Source organism: Pseudomonas sp. GZD-222 (genome assembly GCF_049310525.1).
Classification (GTDB): Bacteria; Pseudomonadota; Gammaproteobacteria; order Pseudomonadales; family Pseudomonadaceae; genus Aquipseudomonas.
The window spans coordinates 130261-141972 of sequence record NZ_JBMOWO010000007.1; the positions used below are offsets into that span (position 1 = coordinate 130261).

Annotated in this window: 10 protein-coding genes and 1 pseudogene; 7 read left to right on the forward strand and 4 right to left on the reverse strand. The window is 60.8% G+C overall.

The genetic code is table 11. The annotated features are described in order from the left end of the window. Nucleotides 1–24: 24 nt before the first annotated feature. On the forward strand, nucleotides 25–780 hold the full coding sequence (locus ACO6VD_RS01130; RefSeq protein ID WP_422416432.1) for a spermidine synthase: 756 nt from the start codon (nucleotides 25–27) through the stop codon (nucleotides 778–780). A gap of 322 nt (nucleotides 781–1102) precedes the next feature. After that, a pseudogene (locus ACO6VD_RS01135) lies at nucleotides 1103–2801 on the forward strand (DEAD/DEAH box helicase). A 56-nt stretch (nucleotides 2802–2857) separates the two neighbouring features. Here the strand turns inward: ACO6VD_RS01135 and ACO6VD_RS01140 are convergent. After that, complete coding sequence (locus ACO6VD_RS01140) at nucleotides 2858–3625, reverse strand: DODA-type extradiol aromatic ring-opening family dioxygenase (protein ID WP_422416433.1); 768 nt, start codon at nucleotides 3623–3625, stop codon at nucleotides 2858–2860. 103 nt (nucleotides 3626–3728) lie between these two features. Between ACO6VD_RS01140 and ACO6VD_RS01145 the strand changes: the two genes are divergently transcribed. Next, nucleotides 3729–4382, forward strand: coding sequence for a thiopurine S-methyltransferase (locus tag ACO6VD_RS01145; RefSeq protein ID WP_422416435.1), 654 nt, complete (start codon nucleotides 3729–3731; stop codon nucleotides 4380–4382). Nucleotides 4383–4426: 44 nt separating this feature from the next. Here ACO6VD_RS01145 and htpX read toward each other — a convergent pair whose 3' ends face one another. After that, nucleotides 4427–5314: a protease HtpX gene (gene htpX, locus ACO6VD_RS01150; protein ID WP_422416436.1), complete on the reverse strand. Its 888-nt coding sequence runs from the start codon at nucleotides 5312–5314 to the stop codon at nucleotides 4427–4429. Between the two features lie 222 nt (nucleotides 5315–5536). Further along, complete coding sequence (locus ACO6VD_RS01155; RefSeq protein ID WP_400174200.1) at nucleotides 5537–6748, reverse strand: pyridoxal phosphate-dependent aminotransferase; 1212 nt, start codon at nucleotides 6746–6748, stop codon at nucleotides 5537–5539. 167 nt (nucleotides 6749–6915) lie between these two features. Here ACO6VD_RS01155 and msrB point away from each other — a divergent pair, with 167 nt between their 5' ends. Continuing rightward, on the forward strand, nucleotides 6916–7308 hold the full coding sequence (msrB, locus tag ACO6VD_RS01160) for a peptide-methionine (R)-S-oxide reductase MsrB (protein ID WP_422416456.1): 393 nt from the start codon (nucleotides 6916–6918) through the stop codon (nucleotides 7306–7308). A 16-nt stretch (nucleotides 7309–7324) separates the two neighbouring features. Beyond that, on the forward strand, nucleotides 7325–7810 hold the full coding sequence (locus ACO6VD_RS01165) for a glutathione peroxidase (RefSeq protein ID WP_422416438.1): 486 nt from the start codon (nucleotides 7325–7327) through the stop codon (nucleotides 7808–7810). On the opposite strand, the gene ACO6VD_RS01170 is transcribed toward ACO6VD_RS01165, so the two are convergent. After that, complete coding sequence (locus ACO6VD_RS01170; protein WP_422416440.1) at nucleotides 7803–10163, reverse strand: response regulator; 2361 nt, start codon at nucleotides 10161–10163, stop codon at nucleotides 7803–7805. The two genes, ACO6VD_RS01165 and ACO6VD_RS01170, sit on opposite strands and share 8 nt — an antisense overlap. Nucleotides 10164–10245: 82 nt before the next feature. Here ACO6VD_RS01170 and ACO6VD_RS01175 point away from each other — a divergent pair, with 82 nt between their 5' ends. Further along, nucleotides 10246–11136, forward strand: a complete 891-nt coding sequence (locus ACO6VD_RS01175) for an ATP-binding protein (protein ID WP_422416441.1) — start codon at nucleotides 10246–10248, stop codon at nucleotides 11134–11136. Beyond that, nucleotides 11133–11615 (forward strand): GAF domain-containing protein, encoded by a 483-nt coding sequence (locus ACO6VD_RS01180; protein ID WP_422416443.1) that lies wholly within the window; start codon nucleotides 11133–11135, stop codon nucleotides 11613–11615. The genes ACO6VD_RS01175 and ACO6VD_RS01180 overlap by 4 nt, the downstream gene beginning before the upstream one ends. Nucleotides 11616–11712: the final 97 nt, after the last annotated feature.

Consider the following 11712-nt stretch of genomic DNA (forward strand, 5'->3'; position numbering starts at 1 on the left):
CAGCGGCGCAAGCCGGGAGACAGCATGACAGTGGAACGGGTAGAGCGGGTGCTGGCCCAGGTGCAGGATCAATACGGCACCATCAGCGTGCTGGAAGTCGAAGACTACCGGTTTCTCGAATTTGGCGAGGCCATCGAGCAGAGCTGTGTGTTCACGGCCGACCCGAGCTGGCTGGAGTATGACTATACCCGCGCCATGCTGGTTGCTGCGCTGTGCCACGCGGAACCGGAAAGTGCATTGTTCCTCGGCCTGGGCGCTGGAACCCTGACCCAGGCCTGCCTGAAGTTCCTGCCCCTGGAAGATGTCGAAGCCATCGAGCTGCGCCCCGATGTGCCGCGCCTGGCCATCGAGTACCTGGGGCTGGATGACGACCCGCGCCTGTATATCCGTATCGGCGATGCGATGGAGCTGCTTGGTACTGCCGAACCCGCCGACCTGATCTTCGTCGACCTGTACACCGATCACGGTCCCGGTGTCGCGCACCTGGCCTGGCGCTTCCTCGAAGACTGCCAGAAACGTCTGAATCCCGGCGGCTGGCTGGTGATCAACCAGTGGGCCGGTGATGACGGCAAACCGTTGGGCGCGGCCTTGTTGCGTGGTCTGTATCATCGCCACTACTGGGAACTGCCGGTCAAGGAGGGCAATGTGATCATCATGGTGCCGGCCGACCTTGATCAGGAGCTGGACATGGAGGGGCTCAAGGCCCGGGCAGATGCGCTGGCGCCGCGTCTGGGTTACTCTTTGCAGCCGTTGATCGGCGCCATTCGCCCGGCCACCTGAGCCGCGCGCTAGAGCGGGCGCAAGAAAAACGATTCAGCCGCCTGCAACCTCAGCTTCCCAGGCCCGTCGTCACGCGGCCTGGCGTAGGCGTGTTGGAATAAAAAAATCTCCCGTAATTTGCGAATTCAGGTATAGTACGCGCCGGTCTTTTACCGGACCACGTTTAGGTAGTGCAATTCCCCGAAGCCAGCTTCGGCTGCGCGTCCGCCCCGCGGACTCTCCTTAGACGTTCCTATTTTTCTTCAATCGTTTTCGCAAATCCCCGCCGACAAAGCTGCCAGGGTGACCTTCGGGTCTTACAAGGCATGCGCAGCTTTGGAGCATGGGTCTTTGCGGATGCACTTAGAGGCAGACCCATGACCCAGGAAACCGGCGGCTTCGCCGCTCTCGATCTTCATCCAAGTATTGTTGCCGCCGTTGTGGCTACTGGCTACGAAGAGCCATCGGCCATTCAGCAGCAATCGATCCCGATTATTCTTGCCGGTCACGACATGATTGGTCAGGCGCAGACAGGTACCGGTAAAACCGCTGCTTTCGCTCTGCCAATCCTGCACCGCATCGACCCGAGCAAGCGCGAGCCGCAAGCCCTGATCCTGGCGCCAACCCGTGAGTTGGCGCTGCAAGTAGCTACCGCGTTCGAAACCTACGCCAAGCAGATGCCGGGCGTTACCGTGGTGGCCGTATACGGTGGTGCCCCAATGGGCCCACAACTGAAAGCAATCCGTAACGGCGCGCAAATCGTCGTTGCTACCCCTGGCCGTCTGTGCGACCACCTGCGTCGCGACGAGAAGGTCCTGGCAACCGTCAACCATCTGGTGCTCGACGAAGCCGACGAAATGCTCAAGCTGGGCTTCATGGACGACCTCGAAGTCATCTTCAAGGCCATGCCGGAAACCCGCCAGACCGTGCTGTTCTCGGCTACTCTGCCAGCCTCGATCCGCGCTATCGCCGAGCGTCACCTACGTGATCCGAAGCACGTCAAGATCCAGACCAAGACCCAGACTGTGACTGCCATCGAGCAGGCCCACCTGATGGTCCACGCTGATCAGAAAGTTTCCGCTGTCCTGCGCCTGCTGGAAGTGGAAGAGTTCGACGCGCTGATCGCTTTCGTGCGTACCAAGCAAGCGACTCTGGACCTGGCCAGCGCCCTGGAAGCCAAAGGCTACAAGGCCGCTGCGCTGAACGGTGACATTGCCCAGAACCAGCGTGAGCGCGTCATCGACTCGCTCAAGGATGGCCGCCTGGACATCGTCGTCGCTACCGACGTTGCTGCCCGTGGTCTGGACGTACCGCGCATCACTCACGTGTTCAACGTTGACATGCCTTACGATCCGGAATCCTACGTTCACCGTATCGGCCGTACTGGCCGTGCCGGTCGCGAAGGTCGTGCGCTGCTGCTGGTAACCCCGCGTGAGCGTCGCATGCTGCAGGTGATCGAGCGTGTTACCAACCAGAAGGTTGCCGAAGTTCGTCTGCCAAACGCCCAGGCCGTTCTCGATGCACGCATCAAGAAGCTGACCAACAGCCTGGCGCCGCTGGTTGCTGATGCTGAGTCGACCCACGGTGATCTGCTCGATCGTCTGACTGCCGACATCGGTTGCAGCCCGCGTGCCCTGGCTGCAGCTCTGCTGCGCAAGGCCACCAACGGTCAGGCCCTGACCCTGGAAGCCGTCGAGAAAGAGCAGCCGCTGGTTCCGACCTACACCCCGCGTGAGCGCACTGCTGGCGACCGTCCAGAGCGTGGCGAGCGTGAGCGTCGTGCACCCATGCCGCTGGGCGAAGGTCGTGCTCGCTGCCGTACCGCGCTGGGCGCGCGTGATGGTATCGCGGCCAAGAACCTGCTTGGCGCTATCCTCAACGAAGGCGGCCTGGCCCGCGAAGCAATCGGCCGCATCCAGGTGCGCGACAGCTTCAGCCTGGTCGAGCTGCCGGAGGAAGGTCTGGAGCGTCTGCTGGCCAAGCTCAAGGACACCCGCGTTGCCGGTAAGCAGCTGAAGCTGCGCCGCTATCGCGAAGATTGATCCGCGAGCTGTAAAAAAATCCCCGACTGAGTCGGGGATTTTTTTTGCCTGTGGGTTTAATCGAACCGGTAGATGTCCATACCCAAGGCGCCCAGGGTGAAGCCCTGATGGACAATCCCGAACCGCTCGCCTGCACCGCGGGCAAAGTACAGCGGCAGCAGATGCTCATCACTTGGATGGCTGCGTACCGCGAACGGTGCTTGCTGCCGGTAATCGTGCAGGGCTGAAGTATCGCCTGCCGCCAGTTTCTCGATCATCCAGTCCCGAAACGCCAGGGCCCAGGGTTCGATGCTTTCCGGGCCGGCGCGCCAGTCCAGTTCACCCAGGTTGTGGGTGATGCTGCCTGAGCCGATCAGCAGGATGCCTTGTTCACGCAGACTGGCAAGCGCGCCGCCCACCAGCTCCTGCAGTTTCGGACCAAGCTGGGTCGGCAGCGACACCTGTACCACCGGAATATCGGCTTTTGGGTACATCAACGACAGTGGCACCCAGGTGCCGTGATCAAAGGGCCGTTGTGGGTCGAGGCGGGCTGGCATGCCGGCGGCGCAAAGCAGTTCACTCACTTGTCGGGCCAGGGCGGGATCGCCTGGAGCGGGGTACTGCACGGCATACAGCGCAGCGGGGAAGCCGCCGAAGTCATGCCAGGTGTCTGGCTGCGGGCTGCTGGACACCAGCAGTTCACGGCTTTCCCAGTGCGCTGATACCACCACAATGGCTTTCGGTCGCTCCAGCTCTGCGGTCAGGCGTTTCAATGCCGGGCCGCTTGCGCCCGGCTCCAGGGCGAGCATGGGAGAGCCATGAGAAATAAACAGGCTGGGCAGCATAAGGGCGCTCCTGAAGTTAAGATGAGCCCATCTTCAGGCAAAGTATTGATCTAAATCTAATATAAGTTTTCGCAGTATTTGATCGAATTTATCGAGGTGAGGCATGCAGGCTGAGTTTTGGCATTCGCGCTGGAAGAACAATCAGATCGGCTTTCATCAATCCCAGGTCAACGCTTACCTCCAGCAACACTGGCCGGCGCTGGGCGTCGCAACAGGGGAGCGGGTGTTGGTGCCGTTGTGCGGCAAGAGCCTGGACATGCTCTGGTTGGCCGGCCAGGGGCTGCAGGTGCTGGGTGCCGAGCTGTCGGAGCGGGCCGTGGAGGACTTCTTCAATGAGCATCAACTGCAACCGCAGGTGACGCAGGAGGGCGCATTCAAGGTCTTCCGCTGCGAGGATGTCGAGATCCGCTGCGGTGATTTCTTCGCCTTGACGGCTGCGGATGTCAGCGGTTGCAGCGCATTGTATGACCGCGCTGCAGTCATCGCTCTGCCAGAGGCGATGCGCAAGCGCTATGTCGCGCATCTGCAGGCGATATTGCCTGCTTCGGCCAAAGGCTTGTTGATCACTCTGGATTACGATCAGGCGCAAATCGACGGACCACCGTTTGCCGTTACCGATGAGGAAGTGCAGACACTGTTCGCCGCCTGGCAGCCGCTTGAGCTGGCAGCCCACGATGTGCTGGATGACAGTCCGAAGTTTCAGCAGACCGGTGCCAGTCATCTGTTGGAGCGGGTCTATCGGCTGCAGCGGGTATAAAAAAAGGGCGACCCCTGAGGTCGCCCTTTTTCTTGCTTTGTCCCTTAGCCGCGACGGCGCAGGGCTTCGATGCGGTCTTCCAGCGGTGGGTGGCTCATCAGCAGGCCGGCCAGGCCCTGCTTGAGGCCGCCATTGATGCCGAAGGCGTTGAGGGTGTCGGGCATGTGCACCGGCACACCTTGCTCGGAGCGCAGGCGCTGCAGGGCGCCGATCATTGCGCTGGTACCGGCGAGGCGGGCACCGGCTTCGTCAGCGCGGTATTCGCGCTTACGCGAGAACCACATGACGATCATGCTGGCCAGGATGCCCAGTACCAGCTCGGCGACGATGGTCGCGATGTAGTAGGCGATGCCTTGACCTTCTTCGTTCTTGAAAATCACCTTGTCGACAAAGTTGCCGATGATGCGGGCGAAGAACATCACGAAGGTGTTGACCACACCCTGTACCAGCGCGAGGGTGACCATGTCGCCGTTGGCGACGTGACCGATCTCGTGAGCCAGGACTGCACGTACTTCATCAGGCGAGAAGCGCTCCAGCAGGCCCTGGCTGACGGCAACCAGGGCATCGTTGCGGTTCCAGCCGGTGGCGAAAGCGTTGGCCTCGTAGGCCGGGAAAATGCCCACTTCCGGCATCTTGATGCCGGCTTCGCGGGACAGTTCTTCCACGGTCTGCAGCAGCCACTGTTCGTGGCGAGTGCGCGGCTGGGTGATGATCTGGGTGCCGGTGCTCATCTTCGCCATCCACTTGGAGATGAACAGCGAAATCAGCGAGCCGGCAAAGCCGAACACGGCGCAGAAAATCAGCAGCTGGTCGAGCTTGAGGTCAACCCCGTTTGCCGCCATGAACCCATTGAAGCCGAACAGGCTCAGGGTAATGCTGGCAATCAGCACAACCGCAAGGTTGGTGGCTACAAACAGTAAGATGCGCATCATGGTTGTTACGTTCTCCTGACGGATAAAAATGTCACGTATGCGGGGTATATAAGGTGCGGGCTCCAGTGATTCAACCGGGCGACTATTTCAAACTGTGTACTTCTCTGTATTACAGCTGAATTCCGTCATCCCGCACGCCAGAGCGACAGGGCTTACACAGGAGGTAATTGATCTGTAGGGCCTGCGCCGGATGTGGCGCAGGCCTTGGCAAAAGCCTACAGGTTACTGCTGATATGTCTTGAGGAAGTTTCCGATACGGCCGATGGCCTGCTCCAGGTCGTCGACCCGCGGCAGGGTCACCACACGGAAGTGATCCGGCCATGGCCAGTTGAAGGCGGTGCCCTGGACGATCAAGAGTTTTTCCGAGAGCAGCAGGTCAAGGACGAACTTTTCATCGTTGTGGATCGGGCAGACCTTCGGGTCAATGCGCGGGAAGGCGTAGAGCGCGCCCATGGGCTTGACGCAGCTGACGCCGGGAATGTTGTTGAGCAGCTCCCAGGTACGGTTGCGTTGCTCCAGCAGGCGGCCAGGTGGCAGGACCAGGTCATTGATGCTCTGGTAGCCGCCCAGGGCGGTCTGGATGGCATGCTGGCTCGGCACGTTGGCGCACAGGCGCATGTTGGCCAGCATGTCGATGCCTTCGATATAGCTCTGGGCGTGGTGCTTGGGCCCGGAGATGATCAGCCAGCCGGAACGGAAGCCCGCCACCCGGTAGGATTTGGACAGGCCGTTGAAGGTCAGGCAGAGCAGGTCCGGGGCCAGCGACGCGGTGCTGATATGCACGGCTTCGTCGTAGAGGATCTTGTCGTAGATCTCGTCGGAGAACACCACCAGGTTGTGCTGGCGCGCCAGCTCCAGCATGCCCAGCAGCAACTCGCGCGAGTACACCGCCCCGGTAGGGTTGTTCGGGTTGATGATCACCAGCGCTTTGGTGTTGGAGGTGATCTTGGCCTTGATGTCGTCAAGATCAGGGAACCAGTCGGCCTGCTCGTCGCACAGGTAGTGCACCGGGTTGCCGCCGGCCAGGCTGACCGCGGCGGTCCACAGCGGGTAGTCCGGAGCCGGAATCAGCACTTCGTCGCCATTGTTGAGCAGCGCCTGCATCGACATCACGATCAGCTCGGAGACGCCGTTGCCCAGATAGATGTCTTCGATGCCGACACCTTCGATCTGCTTCTGCTGGCAGTACTGCATGACCGCTTTACGCGCGCTGAACAGGCCCTTGGAGTCGCTATAGCCCTGGGCGGTCGGCAGGTTGCGGATCACATCCTGGAGGATTTCGTCCGGCGCTTCGAAACCAAATGGCGCAGGGTTGCCGATGTTCAGCTTGAGGATGCGATGGCCTTCCTCTTCCAGGCGTTTGGCGTGCTTGAGCACCGGGCCGCGAATGTCATAGCAGACATTGGCGAGCTTGTTCGATTTGCTGACCTGCATGATGTGATCCCGATTAGAAAAGATCGCCGCGCACTGCGCTGTGAAATCGTTTGAAAAGCGTGTAACGCGGGTGCCAGACTGATGTCTGATGAGGCGCAATAATATACGTGCCGCCCGCACTATGGAAAAGCCATGGCGCGGGGTTTTTGGACAGAAGAGGCCTGATGATGGAAAAACTCGAGAAAACCCTGGAAGAATGGCGCGCCATGCTCGATCCCGAGCAGTACAACGTGTGCCGCCTGAAGGGCACCGAGCGGCCGTTCAGTGGCAAGTACAACGGCACCAGGACCGACGGTGTCTATCACTGTATCTGCTGCACTGCGCCGTTGTTCGATTCGAAAGCCAAGTTCGACTCCGGCTGCGGCTGGCCGAGTTTCTATGAGCCGATCGCGGACAGCGCGATGATCGAAATTCGCGACCTCTCCCACGGCATGATCCGTACCGAAGTGACCTGCGCCCAGTGCGATGCGCATTTGGGACACGTATTTCCCGATGGTCCGCCACCGACCGGGCTACGCTATTGCATCAACTCGGTCTGCCTGGACCTGGTTCCACGCTAACAGAGGAGAAAAGGTCATGGCCGACGCGCTGCTGGAAATTCCCTGTGTCACCCTGAACGGTGAGCAGAAAGTCCTGGGTGATTACCAGGGCAAGGTGCTGTTGGTGGTCAACACCGCCAGCCAGTGCGGTTTTACCCCGCAATACAAGGGGCTTGAGCAGCTCTGGCAGCGCTACCGCGAGCGCGGGCTGGTGGTGGTGGGCTTTCCCTGCAACCAGTTCGGCAAGCAGGAGCCGGGTGACGCGCGGGAAATCGCCCAGTTCTGCGAGATGAATTTCGGTGTCAGCTTTCCACTGTTCCGCAAGATTGAAGTCAATGGCGACGGCGCCCACCCGTTGTTTGTCGAACTGAAAAAGCGTGCTCCCGGGCTGCTCGGTTCGCAAAAAATCAAATGGAATTTCACCAAGTTCCTCGTCGATCCGGTCAGTGGCAAGGTCACCCGCTATGCGCCGAGCACCAAGCCGGAAGCGCTGGATGCTTCGATCGAGAAGCTGCTCAAGTAGTCAGCAGCGGCACCCAGTGATCAATCAGGGCCAATAGCTCTTCGCGCCGGAAGGGCTTGGCCAGGTAGTCGTTCATGCCCGCCGCCCGGCAGCGTTCGCGCTCTTCGGGCATGGCGTTGGCGGTCAGGGCGACGATTGGCAGGTTCAGCCAGCGCCCGCTCTGGCGGATTCTGCGACTGGCTTCATAACCGTCCATGACCGGCATGTTGCAATCCATCAGCACCAGGTCGAAGGTCAGGTACTCCAGTTGCTCCAGGGCATCGGCACCATGGGCGGCAATGCTCACTTCGCAACCGAGTTTGCTCAGCATGCCCTTGGCCACCAACTGGTTCACCGGGTTGTCTTCCACCAGCAGGATACGCGCGCGGCGCTGGCTGTTTGCCGCGCCGTTCTTCGTGTTGAGGTTAATGCTGTCGGGACCGTGCAGTGTGCGGCGCAGCACTTGGTACAAGGCATTGCGCGCCAGGGGGCGGGCTTGCTGCTGCAACGGGGCAAGATGCACGGCCTGTTCACCGGGAAGAAAGTTGCCATAGGCGGTCACTAGCAGGATCGGTGCCTGAATCTGCGGGCGAAGCATGAACAGGTTGTCCAGATCGTCGGTGATCAGCAGGTCAGGCAGCGCTTCGCCAAGTTCGTCGACATGGCTGTACTGTCGGTATTCCAGGCCCCAGTCCGGGAGCAGGGTGTGCAACAGCTCAGCCAGACCGCTGCCGGCATTGGTCAGCGCAGCAATGCTACCGCGCAGCGGCTCTGCGGGTACGGCCGGGGAGTGGCAAGGCAACGGCAGTTCAGCGCTGAACTGGCTGCCGAAACCGGCTTGCGAACTGATGCTCAGGCGGCCCTGCATGGCTTCGCAGAGGTTATTGGTCAGGGCCAGTCCCAGGCCGGTACCACCGTACTGGCGGGTAATACCGGCACCGGCCTGGATAAAGGGCTGGAAGATCCGCACCTGGGCTTCGTGGGGAATGCCGATGCCCGTGTCGCAGACGTCCAGGCGCACACCGCCGGGGTAGGTGTGCAGACGCACGTCGACGCGACCGAAGCGCGTGAACTTGAGTGCGTTGGACAGCAGGTTGCTGACAATCTGGCGTACACGGGTAGGGTCGCCAAGGACCATGGCGGGAAACTGCGGATCGATCAGGCAGGTCAGCTCGACACTGGGGGCGGCGTTCTGTGACAACAGGTTGGCGGTGTCTTCAACCAGGGCACCCAGATCGAAGGGGATGCGCTCAAGCTCCAGTTGCCCGGCATCGAATTTGGACAGGTCGAGAATGTCGTTGAGCAACTCCACCAGGACCTTGCCGGAGTCGTGGGCAATGGATAGCTGCTGGCGTTGTTCTGCGTTGAGCGGGCTGTCCAGGGACAGTGCGATCATGCCCAGCAAGCCATTGAGCGGCGTACGGATCTCATGGCTCATGTTGGCGAGGAAAGCCGCGCGCGCCTGGGCCATGTCCAGAGCCCGTCGTCGGGCAGCTTCCAGGTCTTCGTTGGATTGGCTCAGGCGGGCGTTGCTGGCCTTGAGTTCATTGGTGCGCGCCGAGACGATGTCTTCCAGCTCGTTGAGGTAGTCGGTCAGGCGGTTTTCGGCGTTGCGCCGTTGCTGGATTTCGGTGGCCATGCTGACGAACTGCTGGTTGGCAACCTTGACCAGCACACCGATCTCATCGTGCTCGTGGCCGGGCGGGAACGACAGCTTCGACTGTTCGGGCTGACGTGAATCACGATTGGCCAGGGCGCTGATGACACGGACCAGGGGCTTGGTCAGCATGAAGTAGAACAAGGCCAGAAGAATCACGGTCAGGATCAGGCTGCGAATGAAACCATTGAGCAGCGTGACCTCGGCGCGCTTGAGAAAGCGGCCGCCAAAGGCAAAGGTGTCGACCTCCAGGTACAGGGTGCCGAGGTATTCGTTGGGCATGTGGCTGAGAAACAGCGGATCCTGAAAGTGCCGGTTGTCACCGAACAGGAAGTCGCTGATCAGGCGGTAGCTGCTTTCTTCACGGGGGCGCTGCACATCGGCCAGAACCGTATCGTTGTTGTCGATCAGGCGCGCGCGGGTGATCGCAGGCGATTGCAGCAAGCCTGCGGTCAGTTCCTGGGCCAGTTCCGCGTCGATGTTGTAGGCGATGCGCGAAGCCGGGTTGTGGCTGATTTGCAGCAGCGCCTGCATCTCACGGTTGATGGAGGCGTCTTCACTGGCATAATCGATACCGATCTGGATGAGACTGAGCAATGTACCCAGGATGAAGCCGACCAGGACCGTCAGCCGGGCTTGCTTGTAGGACAGGCGATTGGTGAACTTGATATCCATGAGTCCCGAGCCAGTTTCACGTTCCGTGCGCTGCGCAAGCATAGCCGATCAGTCCCGGCTGCTGGCACGCCCTGTCACACATTCAGCAATGCCGTTGTCCTTGAAACCTTCTTGAGGAACCGTTGTGGACTCTCGTTTGAATGCTTTTCTGGAGCGTGCCGAAACCGTGCTCGCCCGTCTCGAACCCTTGTTGCCGGCGCCACGCGCGCAGATCGACTGGAACCAGTGCCTGGCTGCGCGCTGGCAGCGCGATGGCCGCAGCGGCTTTCTGTTGCCGCTGGAGGTCAGCCTCGACATGCGCCTGTCGGACCTTATCGGGGTTGATCAGCAGCGCGAGCAGCTGGGGCGCAATACCCGCCAGTTTCTTGATGGCATGCCTGCCAACCATGCGCTGCTCTGGGGCTCGCGTGGCACCGGTAAGTCTTCGCTGGTGCGGGCCCTGCTGGCCGAGTATGCCAAGGCAGGGCTGCGTCTGATCGAGATCGAGCGCGATCACCTCGCTGACCTGCCACGGGTGGTGGAGCAACTGAGCAAACTGCCGCAACGTTTCGTGCTGTTCTGCGACGATTTGTCGTTCGAAGCCGGGGAGGGCGACTACCGGGTGCTCAAGAGCGTACTCGATGGCTCGCTGGAGCAAGCGCCGGACAACGTACTGTTGTACGCCACCTCGAACCGCCGGCACCTGGTGCCGGAAAAACAGAGCGACAACGAAAACTGGAAGATGGTCGACGGCGAACTGCACCCCAACGAAGCGGTGGAAGACAAGATCGCTCTGTCCGATCGCTTTGGCCTGTGGCTGTCGTTCTATCCCTTCACCCAGGAACATTTCCTCAATGTGGTGGAGCACTGGATCGGCCAGTTGGCCAACGCGGCCGGGCTGGCCTGGCAGCGCGATGAAACGCTGGATATTCTCGCTGTGCGCTGGGCCACCGGCCGCGGTAACCGTAATGGCCGTTGTGCCTATCAGTTCGCTCGTTACTGGGTGGGACTGCAACTGTTGGAGCAAAAAAGATGATCGACCTTAACGCTTCTGGTGCCGGCCTCGAGGGCTACGGCCTGCTGGCAGCGCAGCTGGAAGCCCTGTTTGCCGATGAGCGCGACTTCATTGCCAATGCTGCGCAATTTTCGGCGTTTCTCTATAGCCAGGTCGAAGACCTGAACTGGGCGGGTTTTTACCTGAACCGCAATGAGGAACTGGTGCTCGGTCCGTTCCAGGGGCAGGTCGCTTGTGTGCGGATTCCCTTCGGTCGCGGTGTGTGCGGTGCGGCGGCGGCCAGCCGTGAAACCCAGCGCGTCGAAGACGTGCATGCGTTCCCGGGGCATATCGCCTGCGATAGCGCCTCGAACAGTGAACTGGTGATTCCGCTGGTCAAAGAAGGGCGCCTGATTGGCGTGCTGGATCTGGACAGCCCGAAGCTGGCGCGCTTCAGTGCGGCGGATCAGCAGGGGTTGGAGCGTTTGGCGGCCATTTTTCTGCGTTTGACTGACTGCTGAAGTGACAACAATCGACCTGTAGGAGCGGGGGGGGGGGGGGGGGGGGTAGTGGAGGTGCGTTCTCCCCGGGGTGTGGGTTTCTTGGGGGGGGGAGGTG

Coding starts and splice junctions, on each gene's coding strand:
- ACO6VD_RS01155 (WP_400174200.1), bottom strand. CDS start 6,748: ATGCAGGTCAGCAAATCGAACAAGCTCGCCAATGTCTGCTATGACATT.
- htpX (WP_422416436.1), bottom strand. CDS start 5,314: ATGATGCGCATCTTACTGTTTGTAGCCACCAACCTTGCGGTTGTGCTG.
- ACO6VD_RS01145 (WP_422416435.1), top strand. CDS start 3,729: ATGCAGGCTGAGTTTTGGCATTCGCGCTGGAAGAACAATCAGATCGGC.
- ACO6VD_RS01130 (WP_422416432.1), top strand. CDS start 25: ATGACAGTGGAACGGGTAGAGCGGGTGCTGGCCCAGGTGCAGGATCAA.
- msrB (WP_422416456.1), top strand. CDS start 6,916: ATGGAAAAACTCGAGAAAACCCTGGAAGAATGGCGCGCCATGCTCGAT.
- ACO6VD_RS01165 (WP_422416438.1), top strand. CDS start 7,325: ATGGCCGACGCGCTGCTGGAAATTCCCTGTGTCACCCTGAACGGTGAG.
- ACO6VD_RS01180 (WP_422416443.1), top strand. CDS start 11,133: ATGATCGACCTTAACGCTTCTGGTGCCGGCCTCGAGGGCTACGGCCTG.
- ACO6VD_RS01140 (WP_422416433.1), bottom strand. CDS start 3,625: ATGCTGCCCAGCCTGTTTATTTCTCATGGCTCTCCCATGCTCGCCCTG.
- ACO6VD_RS01170 (WP_422416440.1), bottom strand. CDS start 10,163: ATGCTTGCGCAGCGCACGGAACGTGAAACTGGCTCGGGACTCATGGAT.